Here is a 19,290-nt window from a genome sequence, read left to right on the forward strand (position 1 = left end):
GTCGTCGATATGGGGCCCCCGATCGGCTTTTCAAGCACCCCCGTCGTGCCGATCGGCAGACGGCTCGCCGAGCACGAAGTGCAGGCGCGCGGTGGCCACCGGCAGCGCCTCGCGCTCCTGCCAGGCCGTGACCTGAACATTCCCCAGGCGCCGCCCCTCGCGCAGCAGGGTGCAGCGGGCCAGGGTCGGCACCACCCGGGCGGTGCGCAAGTAGTCGATGGAGAGATCGACGATGCGCGGCAGGCGCGGCTCCCGGGCGGCCAGCATCAGGTCCAGGGTCGCCGCGGTCTCCATGAAGGCGGCCACCACCCCGCCATGCAGCGCCGGCAGCAGGACGTTACCGACGTTCTCCTCGCGGGGATCGAGGCGAAACAGCAGGCCCTCGCCCTCCGGGTCCGGCCGGGTCGTCACGCCGATGCGCCGGGCATAGGGGATCAGCGCGAGCCATGCCTGGACATCGCCCTCGGCGCGGGTGCGCGCCAGCCACTCGGCGTCGTGGAAGCCGTCACGCATGGTCGTTCTCCCGGTCGATCGGCGAATCGGCGAACAGCGCCTCGGCGAAGCCCGGCGGGGTGTTGCGCGGCCCCAGGCGCACGAAGTTGCCGATGCCTCGCGCCAGCGGGCCCGCCTGCTGGTAGAGGGTGCCCTCGGTGAAGACCACCGAGGCGGTGACCCGCACCACCCGCGCCTCGGCGATGATCGCCTGCCCCGCCACGCCCGGCCGGTAGTGATCGACGCGCAGGTCGAGGGTCGGACAGACCTCCGGCGCCGGCAGCGCCGGCAGCACCGCCGCGCCGCAGGCGGTATCGAGCAGCATGGTCAGCACCCCGCCGTGCACCAGCCCCCGTGCGGCGTCGCCGGTGAGGTCCTCGTGCCAGGGCAGGCGCAGGCGCACGCCCTCGGCGCCGGCCTCGAGCACCTCGAGGCCCAGTGCGCGCGTGTGGGGAATGACCGCGACGAAGCGCGCCAGGCCACGGCGCCAGTCGGCGTCGCTGGGGGAGTGATCGGGGGGCATGCGGACCTCGGGGGATGCCTGTCGGGAAAAATTCAAACGATCGTATCAGGAGAGGCGCTCGTCGTCGCGTCGACCTTCGCCGGGGGGCGTTGCCTCCTCCCCCTCCCGCCAGGCGCGATATCCCGCCAGGTAGCGATCGACCCGGGTCAGCAGCCAGCCGACGATCACCACGTCGTCGACCAGGCCGAGCAGCAGCAGGACGTCGGGGATCAGGTCCAGCGGCGAGACCAGGTAGGCCAGGGCCGCCAGCATCCACAGGAAGGCGCCCCAGGGCACCGGCCGATAGCGGCCCGTCAGCACGTCTCGAACCATGGGCAGGAAGAGCCGCAGGGCGCGCCCCATCTGGCCCAGCCCCCGGGAGCGTCGCCGCAGCCGCTCCACCAGTCCCCCTCCGCCGAATCTGGCCATCGCCTTTCTCCTTGCCGCCAGCCATGAATCCCGCTACACGATAGATGATCCCCGCGGCGCCGGACAGCCGGCACCTGTCGGGCCACGGCGACACTACTCAAGGCCGCCGCCATCGGCCACCATGGCCAGCTGCCGAACGCGAACCGCAAGAGGTCACGCCATGCCCCCATCCCTCGGTCACTGCAAGTCCCTGCTCGCCGCCGCCCTGTGCTGCCTGCCGCTGCTCGCCCAGGGCAGCGATCGCGCCATGCAGGATGCCCTGCAGGCGGCCCGCGGCCAGCAGTGGCAGAAGATCGACCGGCACGCCATCGAGGACCACGTGCTGGCCGGCTACGTCGACTACCACCGCCTCAAGGCGCGCCTGCCCGGCGCCGAGCCCGAGACGGTGCTGGCCTTCATCGAGCGCCACGACGACAGCCCGCTGGGAGGGTGGCTGCGCGGTCAGGCCATCGAGCGGTACGGCGAGGCGGGACGCTACGCGAGCCTGCGGGCGGTCGCCGACGGCGTGCCGTCGGGCACCGAGCGCCAGTGCCACTACTACACCGCCCAGCTCGGCACCGACCCCCAGGCGGCCGCCGAGGGGGGCCTGGCGCTGTGGCGGGTCGGCCGCTCCCAGCCCGACGCCTGCGACACCCTCTTCGACACCCTGCGGGCCCAGGGAGCGATCGACCAGGCGGCGGTCTGGGAGCGCATGACCCTCGCCTGGCGAGCCGGCGAGACCGGCCTCGCCGCCTACCTCGGGCGCATGCTCGGCAGCGAGTGGCAGAACGGCCGCGCGGCCATGGACCTGCTCGAGCAGGACTTCGCCGCCGTCACCCGCACCCCCGCCTGCCTCGGGCCGGAGTGCCGCGGCACCAGCGCCCTCTATGCCGCCGCCATGCACGGCTTCACCCGGGCGGACACCGAGGCCGCCCTGGAGGCGTGGCGCAAGCTCGCCCCCCACCTCGCCCTCGAGGCGCGCCATCGCCGAGAGATCGAACACGACCTGGCCTTCTACTCCCTGGTACGTGACATCGACCAGAACCTCGGCTGGGTCGACGAGCTGCTGACCCGGCGTAACGATGGCGACCTGCTCGAGCTCAGGGTCAGGACGGCGCTGGCGGAGCGCGACTGGGCGGGCGTGCTCGCCTGGACCGAGCGCATGGACGCGGAGCAGCGCGGCGAGAGCCGCTGGCAGTACTGGCGGGCGCGGGCCCTGGAGCAGCTGGGCGAGGACGCCCGGGCCCGCGAGGCCTATGCCCGGGCCGCCGGGGAGCGCAACTTCTTCGGCTTCGCCGCCGCCGACCGGCTCGATCGCCCCTACGCCCTCAACCAGGCGCGTCCCCGGTTCGACGAGGCCAGCCGCCAGGCGGTGGCCGAGTGGCCGGCCGTGCGCCGCACCGAGGCGCTCTTGCGCATCGGCGAGCCGGGACTCGCCGCCAGCGAGTGGTATGCCGCCGTGGCCCGCGGCAGCGAGGAACAGGCCCGGCTGATGGCGGACTACGCCCAGCGGCGCGGCTGGCAGGCCCGGCTGGTGCAGACCACCATCGCCGGCAAGCTATGGGACGACCTGGCGTGGCGCTTCCCCGAGGCCTATCGCGAACACTTCCTGCACTGGGGCGAGCAGACCCGCGTCGACCCCTACCTGCTGATGGGCATCGCCCGGCGCGAGAGCGCCTACAACCCCGAGGCGCTCTCACCGGCCGGGGCCCGCGGGCTGATGCAGCTGATGCCGGGCACCGCCGCCCAGGTCAGCCGCCAGCTCGGCCTCCGCGACCCGGGGCCCTACGGCGTGCTCGACCCCGCCGTCAACATTCGTCTCGGCAGCACCTACATCCGCGACATGCTCGACCGCTACCAGGGCAACCGCCTGGCCGCCACGGCGGCCTACAATGCCGGCCCCCACCGGGTCGACCGCTGGCTGCGCGAGGCGCCCCAGGCGTTCGACCTCTTCGTCGAGAGCATCCCCTTCCGCGAGACCCGCGACTATGTGCAGGCCGTGCTCGCCTACCGGGTGATCTTCGAGAGCCTGGCCAACGGCGGCGACAGCGCCGGCGTGTCGCTGCTGACCCCCGCGGAGACCTCGGTGCGCTACGACCGCTCCCTGCTGGCCAGCAACTGAGCCCCAGTCGCTACTGCCCCCAAACGCCAGCGGCCCCGGAGTTCCCGGGGCCGCTGGCGTTTCGGCATCCGCGTCAGGCCGGTGGACGGGTCAGCGCCAGCTTGACGCCGAAGCCGACCAGCACGGCCCCGGTCAAGCCGTTGAGCCAGCGCGTGAAGGCCGCGCTGGCGAGCCAGCGGCCGGCGCTGCCAACCATCGCCACGATGGCGATCTGCCACAGGTTGGCCACCACGAAGTGCACCCCGGCGAGCCACAGCGACTTGGCAAGCGCCGGATCCCCCGGGGCGATGAACTGCGGCAGGAAGGCCATGTAGAAGACCACCGTCTTGGGATTGAGCACGTTGGAGAGCAGCCCCTCGCGGACCGGCCGCCACAGCGGCACCGCCGCCCGTTCGGTACCGACGGCGGCCAGGGGCAGCCCCTGGCCTCGCCGGGCGGCCAGCAGGCTCGCCACGCCCAGCCACACCAGGTAGGCGGCCCCCGCCAGCTTGAGCACGCCGAAGGCCCAGGCCGACTGCAGGAGGATCAGCGAGATCCCCAGCGCCGAGATGGTGGCGTGCACGAAGAGACCGCAGCAGATGGCCAGGCTGGTCGCCACGCCATCTCGCCAGCCACCTCGCGCGGTGTTGCGGATCACCAGCAGCGTATCCACCCCGGGGCTCATGCTGAGCAGGGTGATGGCCACCAGGAACGGCCAGAACTGTGCGTCGATCAACATGCCCTCCTCCTCCTCGTGTCGCCGCTCTCCCCGAAGGGCGCGGCCGTCTCCCCCATGAACGGCATCCGACGATCAGCCATTGAAGATGCCGCGCCGCGCATGACGCATCGAGATCTGGTCGTTGAGGGTCCAGAAGTCGTAGAGCACGCCAAGCCCGAAGAGGCCGAAGGTCAGCAGGTAGAGGAGACCGGTCAGCCACTTGCCGAGGTAGAAGCGATGGATGCCGAACACCCCGAGGAAGGTCAGCAGCAGCCAGGCCAGGGTGTAGTTGGTGGGGCCGGCCTGGAAGCGCAGGTCGGCCTGGCGGTCCATGGAGGGGATCAGGAAGAGGTCGATCAGCCAACCGATACCGAGCAGCCCCAGGGTGAAGAACCAGAGGGTGCCGGTGACCGGCTTGCCATAGTAGAAACGGTGGGCGCCGAGGAAGCCGAACAGCCACAGCAGGTAGCCGACCACCTTGCTGTGGGTATCACGGGAGGCGAGGTGCGGTTGGGTCATGAATGAAGGGTCTCTTTACGGTCAAGGGGGGCGAGAGGGAGGCTGGACGCTCCCGGGCTTTCCATCTACAGTATTTTTTGCGGGCGGCAGCGCCAGTCTCCCTGCGACACTCAGTTGACGCAACCCTGGCGCTGTAGCACTATCCGCTACGTTGGTCAGCAAGCAGAAAAGTCGTCAGTTGTACTTCGATTCCTTCGATATACCCGGTGCGCACTTGCTTCTTGTCCTGCCCACGTAATACGGGTCCATGACGGGGTCGCCCCTTCCGGACCCAGCACCATTATTTAGTTAGTTAAGGAAATCGACAATGGCAACTGGCACTGTCAAGTGGTTCAACGACACCAAGGGCTACGGCTTCATCTCTCCGGACGACGGCGGTGATGACCTGTTCGCTCACTTCTCCGAGATTCAGGCTGAAGGCTTCAAGTCCCTGCAGGACGGCCAGAAAGTCACCTTCGAAGTGACTCAGGGCAAGAAAGGCCTCCAGGCCTCCAACATCCGCGCCACCGACTGATCCTCGGTTGACACGGAGACGAGGGGGCGGCACTCCCGCCCCCTCGTCGAAGAAAAAGGCCCACCTCCGGTGGGCCTTTTTCGTGGGCTCGGCGGGCGAGCGTGACTCACTGTGCCGCGTCGCGGCCAGCGTCGAGCTCGAGCTCCGACGAGGTGGCCGGCTGCTGGCGCTCGGCCTCCTGAAACTGTGCCTCGATCTCGCGACTCGCCTCCTCGAAGCGCTGCTCGGTCTCCTCGAGAATGGCGTCGACCTCCGCCTTGCCAAGCTCGCCCGAGACCCTCGAGGCCTCGCCCGGTAACGAGGAGGACGCCTCAAGCTCGCCCATGTCTTCTGTCTCGGGGAGGGGCTCGCCCTCGGGCCGCTGGCGCTCCGCCTGCTCGAACTGCTCGTCGATGCGTCGACTGGCCTCCTCGAAGCGCCGCTCGGTCTCCTCGAGGATGGCATCGACATCGCTGCGGCTCGTCTCGCCGGGCAGACCCTCGTCGCGCATCGCGGGGTCGGTCTCGCCGGCGGCCTCCACGGCGATCTCCCCCTGCCCTCTCGACGCCTCATTCACCGCCTCGGTCGGGGTGTCCGTCGCCGCCTCGGTCGAGGAGGCCGCGTCCGGCGCCTCGCTGGCCCGTTCGGATGCGACCGGTTCGGACGGCGAGGAGTCGACCGCCGCTGACGCCGGCTCCGCCGGCTGGCTCGCCGTCGGCTGGGCCCCGTCGCCCTGACCCGACGCCGGCGACTCGCCGCCGTCGCATCCCGCGAGTCCCACGACCAGCGCCAGTGCCGAGACCAGCGGCATCCAGGGTTTCATGCGCGTTCTCCTGTTCCTGCCGAAAAAGAGGGCCATTGCACCAGAGCCCCCTCGCGGCCGCAAGCCGAGGGGGCGCTCAGGTGGCGAACAGCTGGCCGGCGATATCGCGGAAGGCCTTGAACTCGAGGGCATTGCCGCTGGGGTCGCGGAAGAACATGGTGGCCTGCTCACCCGGCTCGCCGCGAAAGCGCAGGTAGGGGTCGATCTCGAAGCGCACGCCCGCGGCGGTGAGGCGATCGACCAAGGCCTCCCAGTCGGCCATCTCCAGCACCACGCCGAAGTGCGGCACCGGCACGCCGTGGCCGTCGACCGGGTTGCGATGATCATCGAGGCCCCGCTCGCCCAGTGCCGGATTCAGGTGGCAGACGAACTGGTGGCCATAGAGGTTGAAGTCGATCCAGGTATCGCTGGAGCGGCCCTCGGGACAGCCCAGCAGGTCGCCGTAGAAGCGCCGGGCCTCGTCGAGATCACGAACCTGGACCGCCAGGTGGAAGGGGGTGAGCATCGCGACGTCCTCCGCTGATGAGAGATGGGCAAACGTTCCCTCATCATGCCGTCTCCTCCGTCGACTCGCCAGCGGGGGGCCCCTCCCACGCCTCGTGCGAGCGCATCGGCAGTGGGCACCCCAGGGTCCAGGCCACCGCACACAGCAGCTCCGCTTCCTCGGGTTCGATCCGGCCATCGTGGGTGACGCAGCAGCTCATGGCCGCCAGCAGCGTGGCCCGCTCGGACGTGGCCAGGCGCGCCAGTCGTGCCATGGCCCAGTCGAGATCCGTGGCCCGGGCCGGCTCGGGGACGACATCCAGGGGCACGCCCAGCGCGGTCGAGAGCCGCTCGACGGCGGCATGGGTCGGCAGCTCATCCTGCCGGCCGGCCCGCGCCAGCGTCGAGAGCAACAGAGAGAGCGGCCCCGAGAGGTCGGCCAGATGGCGGTCGCGCCGGGCCCGGCGCTCGCCGGCAAGCCCCTGGAGCACGAGCCTCTGCAGTGCCCACTGCAGCGCCCCGGGGTGCGACTCCAGGGCCATCAGTCGGCGCAGGCAGGCCTGGAACCGCATCGACTGCGCCACCGAGAGACGGCGCAGCACGGGCAGCGCCAGCTCGATCAGCGGCAGGCGCTGGCCCGGCGACAGCCGAGACAGCGGCTCCTCGAGCGACTGGAGCTCAGCCAGCACATCGGGCTGGGCCTGAACGGTCAGCGCATCACGCTGTGCCTCGCGACTGGCGGGATCGGCCCCCATCAGGATGCCGTAGACCAGCGCCCGGGCGGCAGAGGGCTCATGGGCCGCCTCGATCAGGCGCTCGTCGATCTCGCCGAGCCGCCGACGCGCGCGGTCGATGTCCTCGGCGCTCGGCCGGCCGACACTGGCCACGATGCCCTCGGCGACGGCCGCATCCCCCTCACGGGCGTCGGCCCCGCGGAGATGGGCCGTGGCCTGGCGGGCCGACGCCTCCCCGGTCAACGTGGCGGCCCCCGCCCGCGGCCCGGCCGAACGCGGCCCGGCCGTCGCTCGGGACGGTGCCGAACGGAGGGCCGGCGCGGGGGGCAGGCTGCCGTCCCAGCGGGGCTCCACGCGGCGGATGCGTGCCTCCAGCGGGGGATGCGTGGCGGTCAGGCGGGACAGCGAGCGCACGCCGCTGCCGAAGAAAAGATGACTGAACTCCTGGGCATGGCCGGTGAGCAGTCGCGAGCCCAGCCGATGGGCGGCCAGCACCTTCAGGGCGCCCCCGATCCCCTCGGGGTGACGGGTGTACTGGACCGCGCTGGCATCGGCCAGGAACTCGCGCTGGCGACTCACCGCGGCCTTGATCAGATTGCCGCAGAAGGTACCGGCATAGCCCAGCACCATCAGTGCCGCGCCGAGGCCCAGCAGGGCGACATGCCCTCCGCCCCGCCGGGAGCGCCTGCGACGACCGCCGGAGGCGTGCAGCAGCAGGCGGCCGGCCAGGCCGATCACTAGCACGCCATGCAGCAGCGCCACCAGCCGCAGGTTGAGGCGCATGTCACCATGCAGGATATGGCTGAACTCGTGGGCGATCACCCCCTGCAGCTGCTGCCGATCCAGGGCCTCCAGGGCCCCTCGGGTGACGCCGATGGCCGCATCGTCGAGGTCATGGCCCGCAGCGAAGGCATTGATCGCCTGATCCTCGAGCACGAAGACCTCCGGCACGGGCATGCCGGAGGCGATGGCCATCTCCTCCACCACGTTGAGCAGCCGGCGCTCCGCCTCGTCGCGGGTCTCCAGATTGAGCGGTCGCCCGCCCAGGGCCGCGGCCACCACGCTCCCGCCCGCGCGCAGCTGGAGGTGGCGCACCAGGCTCCCCAGGCCGACCACCAGGATCACCACCGTCGCCACGGCGCCCAGCAGGCGCGGCTCCAGGGCGCGCGCCAGGGGGTCGGCGGCGAGCGAGCCGGTATCGAGCAGCGTCACCGCCAACGCCACCGCCAGGGAGGACGCCACGATCAGGGCGGCCACCGCCAGTCCCAGCAGGATGACCAGCCGGCCGGTCATGCGACGGGCACGGTCCTGTGCCGCGAAGAAGTCCATGGGCAGGGCCTCAGAAGGTCACGCGCGGTGCCGCCTGGATCTCGGCGCTGTCCTCGAACGCCAGCAGGGCCGCCTCGCGCTTGTGGCCGATGGAGCCGGCCAGCAGCACCGGAGGAAAGCTCTGCCGGTAGGTGTTGTACTGCATCGCCGCGTCGTTGTAGGCCTGGCGAGCGAAGGCCACCCGATTCTCGGTCGTGGCCAGCGTCTCGCTGAGCTCGCGCATGTTGTCCGAGGCCTTGAGGTCCGGATAGGCCTCCATGACCACGTTGAGCCGCCCGAGGGCGGCGCCCAGCGCGCCCTCGGCCCCCGCCAGTTCCGCCATCGGGCCGGGCTCGCCGGGCCGGGCCGCGGCGTGCCGGAGCCCCACCTCGGCGGCATTGCGCGCCTCGGTCACCGCCTGGAGGGTCTCCCGCTCGTGGCGCAGGTAGGCCTTCGCGGTCTCGACCAGGTTGGGAATCAGGTCGTGGCGGCGCTTGAGCTGCACCTCGATCTGGGCGAAGGCGTTCTGGTAGCGGTTCTTCAGTGCCACCAGGCGATTGTAGATGGCCACCCCGTAGACCAGCAGGAGGCCCAGCAGTGCCACGGGGATGATCAGCGAGAGGCTCATGATGTCGTCTTCCCTTGTCGACCCGAATCGGTCCGCCGCGGAGGCGGTGACCACGTATCTCATGCTCAAGAGTTCATAGTAGCCTCATGCAGGCCGCGAGAGCAGCGGGCAGTCGGGCGGCATCGCCAGCGACAGCGCCGCGGGCTCGATCGACACCGTGAAACCCCGGCGCCGGTCGGGCTCGCCGTCCAGGGTGAGGGGCACCGGCTCGTCGGCCGTGAAGGTCAGCCGATCGACCCGCAGGGTATCGACGTGGGTGCCCCGGGCGGGACGCGTCTCGAGCTCGTGACGCATGGCCCGCAGCTGGGTCAGCGAGCCGATGTCGTGCAGGATCAGCACGTCGAGGCGGCCGTCGTCCAGGGTCGCCTGGGGGGTCAGCGGATGCCCCCCGCCCGACTGGCGGCCGTTGCCGATGGCCAGCAGGCAGAGCTCGACCCGACGCTCCCCCTCCGGCCAGCGAAGCCGCCCGGCATAGTGGGTGATGTGCCAGGCCTTGACGGCCCCGATCAACGAGTAGGCCCCGCCGCCGAGCAGCCGCTTCAGCCCCTTGGGCGTGGACGAGGTGATCTCGGCACCGAAACCGGCGGTGGCCATGTTGAGGAAGTGCCAGTCGTCGAGGCGAGGCACGTCGACGGGGCGCGCCGGCAGCTCGAGGGCCGCCGCGAGGGCCGGCTCGGCGGCCAGCGGCAGCCCGAGCGAGGTGGCGAAATCGTTGGCGCTGCCCAGGGGCAGGAGGCCGAGCGCCGGGCGGCGCTCCCGGGCCACGCGCATCAGGCCGTTGACCACCTCGTTGACCGTGCCGTCGCCGCCGCCGGCGATCACGCGCTCGACACCGTCGCGGGCGGCCTCTTGTGCCAGGCGCGCCGCGTCGCCGGCCTCCCAGGTGACGCGCACCTCGAGGGTATCGCCCGCCGCCCGCCGGGCGAAGATCGCCTCGCGCACCGCCGGCAGCTGTGCCGACTTGCCGTTGAGGATCAGTCTGGCCATCCGTGCTCCTCTCGTCCGTTTCGCCGCCGGCAGGCCCCGCCCCTAGCGGCCGCGCCACCGCCGGCGGGCATACACCAAATCATGAATGCCATTCACCTAACGACTTCCCTACACTATCGGTCTTGCCGAAGTTTGCCGAACAGGGAGTGTGCATGATCGAACCGGCCTTTCTTCTCGCGGCCTTCCTCGGCGGCATGTCCGCGATGCTGCTGCGGCTGCCGCCCATGGTGGGCTTTCTCGCCGGCGGCTTCGCGCTCAACGCGCTGGGCTTCGACAAGACCCCGCTGCTCGAGACCCTCGCCGACATCGGGGTCGTGCTGCTGCTGTTCAGTATCGGCCTGAAGCTCGACGTGCGCACCCTGCTGCGCCGGGACGTCTGGGGCGGTGCCTCGCTGCACATGCTGGCCTCGACCCTGGTGATGGTCCTGCTGCTCGCGCTGTTCAAGGGGCTCGGGCTCACGCTGCTGGCGGACATCGGCTGGTCCACCCTGGCCCTGCTCGGCTTCGCGCTCTCCTTCTCGAGCACCGTCTTCGTGGTCAAGGTACTCGAGAAACGCAGCGAGACCCAGACCGCCTATGGCCGCCTGGCCATCGGGGTGCTGATCATGCAGGACATCTTCGCGGTGCTCTTCATCACCGCCTCCACCGGCGAGCTGCCGAGCCCCTGGGCCCTGGGGCTGGTACTGCTGATTCCGCTGGCCCCCGCCCTGCGCGCCCTGCTCGACCGCCTGGGCCACGGCGAGATGCAGATGCTGTTCGGCCTGCTGCTGGCCCTGGTGCTGGGCTACGCCCTGTTCGACGTCGTCGGCATGAAGGGCGATCTCGGGGCGCTGATCATCGGCCTGCTGCTGGCCCCCCACCCCGCCGCCCAGACCCTGGCGCGCTCGATGTTCAGCCTCAAGGAGCTCTTGCTGGTGGGCTTCTTCCTGAGCATCGGCCTGACGGCCATGCCGAGCGCCGAGATGCTCGGCGCCGCCCTGCTGCTGGTGCTGCTCCTGCCGCTGAAGAGCGCCCTCTACCAGGTGGTCTTCATGCGCTTCAGGATGCGCCACCGCACCTCGGTGCTGGCCACCCTGAGCCTCACCAACTACTCCGAGTTCGGCCTGATCGTCGGCGCCATCGCGGTCTCCAGCGGCTGGCTCTCGGGGGACTGGCTGGTGGTGATCTCCCTGGCCGTGGCACTCAGCTTCGCCCTGTCGGCGGTGCTCAACGGCGTGAGCGAGCGGGTCTACCGCTGGCTGGAGCCGCGGCTGCCGCGCATCCGCGTCGGCGAGCTCTCGCCCAGCGACCGTCCCATCGAGGTCGGCGACGCCGAGGCGGTGGTGCTCGGCATGGGGCGCATCGGGCGCAGCGTCTACCGCCGCCTGCAGAAGGAGTACGGCCTGCGCGTGCTCGGCATCGACAGCAATCCCCAGAGCGTCAAGACGCTGAGCGGCCGCGGCTTCAATATCCTCGAGGGCGATGCCGTGGACTCCGACTTCTGGGACAAGCTGCTGATGTCCCGCGACGTGCAGATGGTGGTGCTGGCGATGCCGCACCACGCGGGCAACCTCTTCGCCCTCAAGCAGCTGCGCTCCCGCGCGTTCCCGGGGCGCATCACCGCGGTGGTCGAATACCCCGAGGAGATCGAGCCGATCCGCGAGCTCGGCGCCAATGCGGTCTTCCACGTCTACGACGAGGCCGGCCGGGCGCTGGCCGACAGCGCCGCCGAGGAGGCCGGCGTCATCTCCCGGGCCAGCCAGCTCGGGTGAGCCCGCTGCCGCGGGCCCGTTGAGGGAGGCGGGCCCGTTGAGGTGAACCGGTCGAAGCGAGCGGCGCCCGCGCTTGTCAGCACGGCCCGCTTGTCGCGATACTCTCCCCAGTGTTTGCCAGGGCCCGGCCACCCCCGCGGCCCTCGCGTCCTCGAGTCGCGCACGCCGCGGCCTCCCCCTACCGGAACGCCACCCCATGGACGACGTCTTCAGCTTCATCGGCAGCGCCATCGGCGAGTTCATCCGCTTTCTCGTCGCGGGCCTGACCGGCTTCTTCTCCCACCTCGACGAGGCGGCCGGCAGCTTCATGCAGGGCCTCTCCGACGGCCTCGGCATCCCGATCACCCTGATCAGCCTGCTGGTGCTGGCCTTCGGGCTGTGGCTGCTGTGGAAGGGCGTGGCCGCCCTGCTGCGCGGCGCCTTCATCGTCATGCTGGTCTGGTGGCTGCTGGGGGCGACGGTGCTGAGCTGGCTGATCGGCTGACCCCTCCGCTGCCCCAACGACGACGGCGCCGCCCTCCCGGGCGGCGCCGTCGTGTCGTGGGCGTCCCTTCCGGCCACTTCCTCAGACGAGGGCCTTTTCCACCACCTCGTAGACGTTGGGCGAGAGCTCCTCGGCGCGGATGCGCTCGAGCTCGGCCTTCATCAGCTCCTGGCGCGCCTCGTCGAAGCGGGCCCAGCGAGTCAGCGGCGTGATGAGCCGCGCGGCGATCTCGGGATTGAGCTTGTTGAGCTCGATCACGGTGTCGGCCAGCAGCCGGTAGCCCTCGCCGTCGGCGCGGTGGAAGTTGACCGGGTTCTGATTGGCGAAGGCGCCGATCAGCGCGCGCACCCGGTTGGGGTTCTTCAGCGAGAAGGCCGGGTGGGCCATCAGGAACTTGACGCGCTCCAGCACATCCGCCTGGGGACGCGTCACCTGGAGGCTGAACCACTGGTCCATCACCAGCGGGTCGTGGGCCCACTTCTCACCGAAGGCCTTGAGGGCCGGGTCGGCGAGATCCCCCCGCGAGCCGTGCACCAGCAGCGTCAGGGCGTGGCGCACGTCGGTCATGTTGTGGTCCGCCGCGAACTGCGCCTGGGCGAGCTCGAGCCCCGCCTCGTCCTCGATGGCCATGAGGTAGGAGAGCGCCACGTTCTTGAGGCTGCGTGCGGCGATCTGCTCGGGCTCCGGCGCGTAGGGCGCCTCGGAGCGGTTCTCCTCGTAGAGCCGCAGGAAATCGTCGCGCAGCGCGGTCGCCAGCGACTGCTTGACGAAGGTGCGGGCGGCGTGGATGGCGTCGACGTCGACCAGCGGCTGCTGCTCGGCGATGTAGGCCTCCGAGGGCAGCGTCAGCATCTGGGCCAGCACCGCCTTGTCATCGACCTCTGCCGCCAGCAGGGCGCGGAAGGCCTCGACCACCCGCGGGTCCATGACCTTCTCGACCCCGTTGCGGTGGGCGGCGATCAGGTCGTCCAGCGCCAGCAGCGCGAGGCGCTGGCCGGCGTCCCAGCGGTTGAAGCCGTCGGAGTCGTGGGCCTGCAGGAAGGCCAGGTCCTCGCGGCCGTAGGGGAAGTGCAGCTTGACCGGCGCCGAGAAGCCGCGCGCGAGCGACGGCACCGGGGCCTCGCTGACGTCGGTGAAGCGGAACTCCTGCTCGTCCTCGCGCAGGTGGATCACCGCGTCGGTGCCCAGCGCCTCGCCGTCCAGGGTCAGCGGCAGGTCGCGGCCGGACTTGGTGCCGACCAGCCCCAGGCGGATCGGGATATGCAGGGCCTGCTTCTCGGGCTGGCCGGGGGTGGCCGGGGTACGCTGGCGCAGCACCAGCCGGTACTCGGCGTTGGCGTAGTCGTACTCGCCGTGGGCGTCGACCTCCGGCGTCCCCGCCTGGGAGTACCAGCGCAGGAACTGGCCGAGATCCTCGCCCGAGGCCTCGGCCATGCAGTCGACGAAGTCCTCGATGGTCACCGCCTGACCGTCGAAGCGCGAGAAGTAGAGGTCGCTGCCCCGGCGGAAGGCCTCCTCCCCCACCAGGTTCGAGAGCATGCGCACGATCTCGGCACCCTTCTCGTAGATGGTCAGGGTGTAGAAGTTGCCGATCTCGATGTAGTGGTCCGGGCGCACCGGGTGGGCGGTGGGGCCGGCGTCCTCGGCGAACTGGGCGGTGCGGAAGAAGGAGACGTCCTCGATGCGCTTGACCGCCGCCGAGTTGGTGTCGGCGCTGAAGGTCTGGTCGCGGAAGACCGTGAAGCCCTCCTTCAGGGAGAGCTGGAACCAGTCGCGGCAGGTCACGCGGTTGCCGGACCAGTTGTGGAAGTACTCGTGGGCGACGATGCCCTCGACGCGCTGGAAGGCGGCATCGGTGGCGGTCTGGGGGTGGGTCAGCACCGCCGCCGAGTTGAAGATGTTGAGCCCCTTGTTCTCCATGGCGCCCATGTTGAAGTCGTTGACCGCGACGATCATGAACAGGTCGAGGTCATACTCGCGGCCGTAGGCGCGCTCGTCCCAGGCCATGGCGCGCTTCAGCGACGCCATGGCGTGGTCGGTCTTGTCGAGGTTCTCCGCCTCGACCCAGATCTGCAGCGTCACCTCGCGACCGCTCTGGGTGGTGAAGCGGTCCTCGACCTTCTCGAGGTCGCCGGCCACCAGCGCGAACAGGTAGCTGGGCTTGGGGTGCGGGTCCTCCCAGGTGACGAAGTGGCGCCCGCCGGGCAAAGTGCCACGCTCCACCGGGTTACCGTTGGAGAGCAGCACCGGCAGGGTCGCGGCATCGCCGATCACCGTGGTGGAGAAGGTCGCCATGACGTCCGGGCGGTCCGGATAGAAGGTGATGCGCCGAAAGCCCTCGGCCTCGCACTGGGTGCAGTACATGCCGCTGGACTGGTAGAGCCCCTCCAGGGCGGTATTGGCCTCGGGGGCGATCTCCACCTCGGTATCGAGCAGGAAGGCCTCGGGCACCCGATGCACGACCAGTCCCGCCTCGCCCACCTCGTACTCGTCCTCGCCGAGCGGCTGACCGTCGATGGCGATCGCCTTGAGCGCGAGCTGCTCGCCGTCGAGCGCCAGGGGCGTGCCGGCCTCGCACTCGGGATGGCGCTCGAGGTGCAGGCGTGCCTTGACCCGGGTCGCGGCGGGGTCCAGCTCGAAGGTGAGCTCGGTGCGGGTCACGCGGTAGGCGGGCGGACGGTAATCGCTCAGGTAGATCGGCTGCGGTTCTGACATCTAGGAAGGGCTCCTGTCGGTAGTTGCGATCCATTGTACGGCCCGCCGCGCCCGAAGCTCAAAGCCGGGCACTCAGCGGGCCGCGATGGGCTCGGGACGCGACAGGATCCAGGCGGCGACCAGCGCGAGTCCCGCGATCAGGGTGAGCTTGAGCCACCAGAGGCTGACGGTGAGGCCCAGCACCAGCATCGAGAGGGCGAGCATCGCCGCGGCGAGGCGCTTGGCATGGCGGGGAATCGCTCGCTCGGCCTCCCAGGCGGTGATGGTGGGGCCGAAGCGGGGGTGTTCGCGGATCCAGGCGGCGAAGCGCGGCGAGCCCTTGGAGGCCGCCCAGACCGCCAGCAGCATGAAGCAGGTGGTCGGCAGCAGGGGCAGGAAGGCGCCGATCACGCCCACCCCGAAGCTGATCCAGGCCAGGCCGAGGAAGGCGAGACGTTGCAGGGTCGGCATCTGGCGCTCACTCCCGTGGTTCGGCATCGTTCTCATTGAAGAGCATTTCGCCGCCCGGTGCCAATCGCGAACGCCTATGGGCGCCATCGGGATGACCGGGATCATGCCGCCCGGCCCGGGGCCCACTCGCTCTCGATCCTCGGTCGCACGGGGCTGTCGCGAGGATCAGTCGCGAGGGTCAGTCACGAAAGTTGTCGAACTGCAGGGGAAGGTCGGGGCCGCTCTCCCCGCGCAGCAGCGCCATGACGGCCTGGAGGTCGTCGCGCTTCTTGCCGGTGACGCGCACCTTCTCGCCCTGGATCTGGGCCTGGACCTTGAGCTTGCTCTCCTTGATGCGCTTGACGATGTCCTTGGCTTCCTTCTGGTCGAGGCCCTGCTTGAGGGTCACCTCCTGGCGGGCGCGCACCCCGGAGAGAACCGGCTCCTCGACGTCCATGCAGCGGGCGTCGATCCCGCGGGCGATCAGCTTGTTGCGCAGCACGTCGAGCATCTGCTTGAGCTGGAAGTCGACCTCGGCCTCGAGGGTCACGGTGTCGCCGCCGAGTTCGAAGCTCGCGGTGACGCCCTTGAAATCGAAGCGGGACTGGATCTCGCGATTGGCCTGATCCACGGCGTTGCTGGCTTCGTGCTTGTCGAATTCGGAAACGATATCGAAGGAGGGCATGGCGATGTCCTGCAGGTCATGAAAGATGAACGAAAGAAGGCGATTCTATCAGCCCGCGCGCCGGGGCGCGGCCTCCTCGAGGGCGACCAGCGGCTTGGCCATCTGCCAGCCGGCGCAGCCATCCTCGTAGTAGTCGCTCAGCCAGCGCTCCGGGGAGAAGCCCATGCGCCGGTAGAGCCCCATCGCCACGTCGTTGTCGGCCCGTACCTCGAGGCCCAGCACCTCGGCCTCCCGTTCGCGCGCCCGGGCCTCCAGCGACTCCAGCAGCCGCCGCCCGAGGCCGCTGCCGCGCGCCTCGGGGTGCACGCAGAAGGAGTAGAGCCGGGCGCGTCGGCTGCCACGACGAAACAGCAGGGTACCGTAGCCGAGCAGGACCGCGGGATGACGCTCGTCGCCATCGTCGCGCTGGACCACCAGGGTCAGGGCATGGGCCCGATTGAGCAGGTGCCAGAGCTGGCGGCGACTGAAGCGGTCGCCGCTGAAGGCCACCTGCTCCAGGCGATAGAGGGCGTCCAGGTCATGAGAAGTGGCCTGGCGCAGGATGACGGTCATCTCGAGTCTCCAGGAGGTCTTGGCGACGATTGTGATCATGGCCAATGTCGATGTCATCGGCGATGATCATGAAATATTTTCACCCTCCCGGGCGCTTGCCGACGCCTGGCTTCGAGCGCATGCTGCCCGCAATCCGGCGGCACTCCGCCGCCCTGCCTGGAAGCCTGACATGTGTCCGCTGCGCATCGTCGTCGACCGCCTGGAAGACTGGCGCCCCTATTTCCCCTCCGAGGATGTGATCACCGCCGATAGCTTCCTCGCCGAGGAGCGGCAGCCCCGACTCGCCGATGAGCCAGACCGCACCACCCGCGTGATCAACCTGTGCAGCGAGCTCGACGACCTGGGCACCGGCTACTACGTCTCGCTGCTGGCTCAGGCACGCGGTCAGCGCGTGCTGCCCACGGTGGAGACGCTCAATGCGCTCGGGCGCAAGGCGCTGGTCGACCTGCAGCTCGATGGCCTGAAGGCCCTGCTCGACGACCTGAGCCGCCAGGGCGCCCTGCGCGGCGACCGGCTGACCCTGCGGGTGCTGTTCGGTGACTGCCGGGAGCCGGGCCTTTCACGCCTGGCGCGCAAGCTCTTCGAGCGCCTGCCCTGCCCGCTGCTCGAGGCGCGGCTGGTGCGTCGCCACGACGCCTGGCGACTGGCACGCCTGAAGCCGCTGCGACTGCGGGAGCTGACCGTCGACGAGCAGGACCTGTTCGCGACGGCGCTCAACCGCCACTCACGGCAAGTATGGCGCACTCCCAAGGCGCGTCGCCGCTACCGCTTCGATCTGGCGATCCTGGTCGATCCCGAGGAGACGCTGCCACCGAGCAACCGCGGGGCGCTGAAGGCCTTCATCCGCGCCGGACGCCGACAGGGCATCGACGTCTCGCTGGTCACCCGCCGCGACGCCGGGCGCCTTGCCGAGTTCGACGGCCTGTTCATTCGCGAGACCACCGCGCTGAATCACCATACCTATCGCATGGCCCGGCGCGCGGAGCACGAGGGGCTGGTGGTGATCGATGCTCCCCGCGACATCCTGCGTTGCACCAACAAGGTCTACCTGCACGCCCTGCTGCGGGCCAAGGGCGTGCCGGCCCCAGAGGGCATCCTGCTCAAGCGCGGCGATCGTCGACCGCTGGCCGAACGGGTCGCGGGCCTGGGCTTCCCGCTGGTCCTGAAGATTCCCGACGGCGCCTTCTCCCGCGGTATCGTCAAGGTGACCTCGCTGCAGGAGCTCGCGCACGAGTCCGAGCGACTCTTCGCCACCTCCGCCCTGCTGCTGCTCCAGGAGTGGCTGCCCACCGCGTTCGACTGGCGCATCGGCGTGCTCGACGGCCAGGTGCTGTTCGCGAGCCGCTACTACATGGCCCGAGGCCACTGGCAGATCTACCACCACGCCGGCGGGCGAGTGAAGAGCGGCGGCTTCACCACCCACGATCCCGCCGAGGTCCCCCCCGCCGTGATCAAGGCGGCGCTGCGCGCCACCCGGCTGATCGGCGACGGCTTCTATGGGGTCGACATCAAGCAGGTCGGCGACCGGGTCGTGGTGATCGAGGTCAACGACAATCCCAACGTGGATGCCGGCATCGAGGATGCCGTGCTCGGCCGAGCGCTCTATGAGCGGATCATGGCCGTCTTCCTGGCGCGCATGGAGGCCCGTGTCGGCCAGCGCGACGGCCTCGACGGCTGACGCCCGGACGGTTCTGGCGTATGCTGCCAGTCCTTGACAAGCCTTGTACACGCCACGGAGCTCCGATGAACGATCGCGATACCCGCCATCAGCAGGCGATGCAGAAACTCAAGACCCGGGTCGACGAGAAGGTCGCCGAGGCGACCGAGCAGCGCGGGCTGCTGCTGGTCTTCACCGGCAACGGCAAGGGCAAGACCACCGCCGCCTGGGGCACCGTGACCCGGGCGCTGGGCTACGGCTACCGGGTCGGGGTGGTGCAGTTCATCAAGGGGCTCTGGGAGTGCGGCGAGCGAGAGCGGCTGGCCGAGGACCCGAACCTCGAGGTCGCCGTCATGGCCACCGGCTTCACCTGGGACACCCAGGACCGCGAGGCCGATACCCGCGCCTGCCGGGAGGTGTGGGCCGAGGCCGAGCGGATGCTCACCGACCCCGACCTCTATCTGGTGGTGCTCGACGAGATCACCTACATGCTCAAGTTCGGCTACCTGGACATCGCCACCGTGAAGGCGGCGCTGGCGAAGCGCCCCGCCGACCAGACGGTGATCGTCACCGGGCGCAATGCCCACCGCGAGCTCGTCGCCCTGGCCGACACCGTCACCGAGATGAACGAGGTGCGCCACGCCTTCAACAACGGCCTCCAGGCGCGTCGAGGCATCGACTACTAACTCCATTATTTTCAATAAGCTACGTCACTCTCGCGAGACATCGTCGTCAGCAGGCAACATGTAAGACACTGATTTGAAAGTAATTAAAACACCTGCTCCATAAGCGTCGCATCATCGCGACGCCCTGACCCTTCC

At 69.9% G+C, this 19,290-nt stretch carries 20 protein-coding genes; 6 read left to right on the forward strand and 14 right to left on the reverse strand.

Annotation, left to right across the window (positions count from 1 at the left end; genetic code table 11):
• Positions 1-30 precede the first annotated feature (30 nt).
• From FIU83_RS12805 to FIU83_RS12815, 3 genes are read right to left on the reverse strand one after another with little or no spacing between them, the layout of a single operon-like run.
• A complete protein-coding gene (locus FIU83_RS12805) occupies positions 31-513 on the reverse strand; it encodes a PaaI family thioesterase (protein WP_152484400.1) in 483 nt (160 codons plus the stop codon).
• Positions 506-1,015 (reverse strand): PaaI family thioesterase, encoded by a 510-nt coding sequence (locus FIU83_RS12810; RefSeq protein WP_152484401.1) that lies wholly within the window; start codon positions 1,013-1,015, stop codon positions 506-508. Before FIU83_RS12810 ends, FIU83_RS12805 begins: the two co-directional genes overlap by 8 nt.
• 45 nt (positions 1,016-1,060) lie before the next feature.
• Positions 1,061-1,423, reverse strand: a complete 363-nt coding sequence (locus FIU83_RS12815; protein ID WP_152484402.1) for a YkvA family protein — start codon at positions 1,421-1,423, stop codon at positions 1,061-1,063.
• Between the two features lie 160 nt (positions 1,424-1,583).
• On the opposite strand from FIU83_RS12815, the gene FIU83_RS12820 reads away from it, so the two are divergent.
• Positions 1,584-3,524, forward strand: coding sequence for a transglycosylase SLT domain-containing protein (locus FIU83_RS12820; protein ID WP_152484403.1), 1,941 nt, complete (start codon positions 1,584-1,586; stop codon positions 3,522-3,524).
• A gap of 73 nt (positions 3,525-3,597) precedes the next feature.
• Here the strand turns inward: FIU83_RS12820 and FIU83_RS12825 are convergent, their stop codons facing one another.
• Positions 3,598-4,242, reverse strand: a complete 645-nt coding sequence (locus tag FIU83_RS12825) for a LysE family translocator (protein ID WP_152484404.1) — start codon at positions 4,240-4,242, stop codon at positions 3,598-3,600.
• Positions 4,243-4,314: 72 nt separating this feature from the next.
• Positions 4,315-4,740 carry a TM2 domain-containing protein gene (locus tag FIU83_RS12830; RefSeq protein WP_152484405.1) on the reverse strand — a complete coding sequence of 142 codons (426 nt, stop codon included), beginning with the start codon at positions 4,738-4,740 and terminating at the stop codon, positions 4,315-4,317.
• A 307-nt stretch (positions 4,741-5,047) separates the two neighbouring features.
• On the opposite strand from FIU83_RS12830, the gene FIU83_RS12835 reads away from it, so the two are divergent.
• A complete protein-coding gene (locus FIU83_RS12835) occupies positions 5,048-5,254 on the forward strand; it encodes a cold-shock protein (RefSeq protein ID WP_152484406.1) in 207 nt (68 codons plus the stop codon).
• Between the two features lie 106 nt (positions 5,255-5,360).
• Here FIU83_RS12835 and FIU83_RS12840 read toward each other — a convergent pair whose 3' ends face one another.
• The 5 genes from FIU83_RS12840 to yegS all read right to left on the reverse strand — a co-directional run bounded on the left by FIU83_RS12840 (position 5,361) and on the right by yegS (position 10,196).
• Positions 5,361-6,056 carry a hypothetical protein gene (locus tag FIU83_RS12840; RefSeq protein ID WP_152484407.1) on the reverse strand — a complete coding sequence of 232 codons (696 nt, stop codon included), beginning with the start codon at positions 6,054-6,056 and terminating at the stop codon, positions 5,361-5,363.
• A 76-nt stretch (positions 6,057-6,132) separates the two neighbouring features.
• Positions 6,133-6,561 (reverse strand): VOC family protein, encoded by a 429-nt coding sequence (locus tag FIU83_RS12845; RefSeq protein WP_152484408.1) that lies wholly within the window; start codon positions 6,559-6,561, stop codon positions 6,133-6,135.
• A 43-nt stretch (positions 6,562-6,604) separates the two neighbouring features.
• On the reverse strand, positions 6,605-8,602 hold the full coding sequence (locus tag FIU83_RS12850; protein ID WP_152484409.1) for a M48 family metallopeptidase: 1,998 nt from the start codon (positions 8,600-8,602) through the stop codon (positions 6,605-6,607).
• 10 nt (positions 8,603-8,612) lie between these two features.
• The gene (locus tag FIU83_RS12855; protein WP_152484410.1) at positions 8,613-9,209 is read right to left on the reverse strand and encodes a LemA family protein; all 597 of its coding nucleotides are present in this window, start codon (positions 9,207-9,209) and stop codon (positions 8,613-8,615) included.
• 84 nt (positions 9,210-9,293) lie between these two features.
• The gene (gene yegS / locus FIU83_RS12860; RefSeq protein WP_152484411.1) at positions 9,294-10,196 is read right to left on the reverse strand and encodes a lipid kinase YegS; all 903 of its coding nucleotides are present in this window, start codon (positions 10,194-10,196) and stop codon (positions 9,294-9,296) included.
• 152 nt (positions 10,197-10,348) lie between these two features.
• Here yegS and FIU83_RS12865 point away from each other — a divergent pair, with 152 nt between their 5' ends.
• Together FIU83_RS12865 and FIU83_RS12870 are read left to right on the forward strand one after the other, a co-directional pair.
• Positions 10,349-11,947: a cation:proton antiporter family protein gene (locus FIU83_RS12865; RefSeq protein WP_172976080.1), complete on the forward strand. Its 1,599-nt coding sequence runs from the start codon at positions 10,349-10,351 to the stop codon at positions 11,945-11,947.
• Between the two features lie 196 nt (positions 11,948-12,143).
• Entirely contained in the window at positions 12,144-12,431 is a 288-nt protein-coding gene (locus tag FIU83_RS12870) for a hypothetical protein (protein ID WP_152484412.1), read from the forward strand.
• A gap of 81 nt (positions 12,432-12,512) precedes the next feature.
• Here the strand turns inward: FIU83_RS12870 and pepN are convergent, their stop codons facing one another.
• From pepN to FIU83_RS12890, 4 genes are all read right to left on the reverse strand, one after another.
• Complete coding sequence (pepN, locus tag FIU83_RS12875) at positions 12,513-15,146, reverse strand: aminopeptidase N (RefSeq protein ID WP_152484413.1); 2,634 nt, start codon at positions 15,144-15,146, stop codon at positions 12,513-12,515.
• Between the two features lie 72 nt (positions 15,147-15,218).
• Complete coding sequence (locus FIU83_RS12880) at positions 15,219-15,596, reverse strand: YbaN family protein (protein ID WP_152484414.1); 378 nt, start codon at positions 15,594-15,596, stop codon at positions 15,219-15,221.
• Positions 15,597-15,774: 178 nt separating this feature from the next.
• Complete coding sequence (locus FIU83_RS12885) at positions 15,775-16,260, reverse strand: YajQ family cyclic di-GMP-binding protein (protein WP_152484415.1); 486 nt, start codon at positions 16,258-16,260, stop codon at positions 15,775-15,777.
• Between the two features lie 48 nt (positions 16,261-16,308).
• The gene (locus FIU83_RS12890) at positions 16,309-16,851 is read right to left on the reverse strand and encodes a GNAT family N-acetyltransferase (RefSeq protein ID WP_367642279.1); all 543 of its coding nucleotides are present in this window, start codon (positions 16,849-16,851) and stop codon (positions 16,309-16,311) included.
• A 130-nt stretch (positions 16,852-16,981) separates the two neighbouring features.
• Here FIU83_RS12890 and FIU83_RS12895 point away from each other — a divergent pair, with 130 nt between their 5' ends.
• Positions 16,982-18,490, forward strand: a complete 1,509-nt coding sequence (locus FIU83_RS12895; protein WP_152484416.1) for a RimK family protein — start codon at positions 16,982-16,984, stop codon at positions 18,488-18,490.
• Between the two features lie 65 nt (positions 18,491-18,555).
• Positions 18,556-19,155, forward strand: a complete 600-nt coding sequence (cobO, locus tag FIU83_RS12900) for a cob(I)yrinic acid a,c-diamide adenosyltransferase (protein ID WP_152484417.1) — start codon at positions 18,556-18,558, stop codon at positions 19,153-19,155.
• Positions 19,156-19,290 lie beyond the last annotated feature (135 nt).

The organism is Halomonas sp. THAF5a (genome assembly GCF_009363755.1).
Classification (GTDB): Bacteria; Pseudomonadota; Gammaproteobacteria; order Pseudomonadales; family Halomonadaceae; genus Halomonas.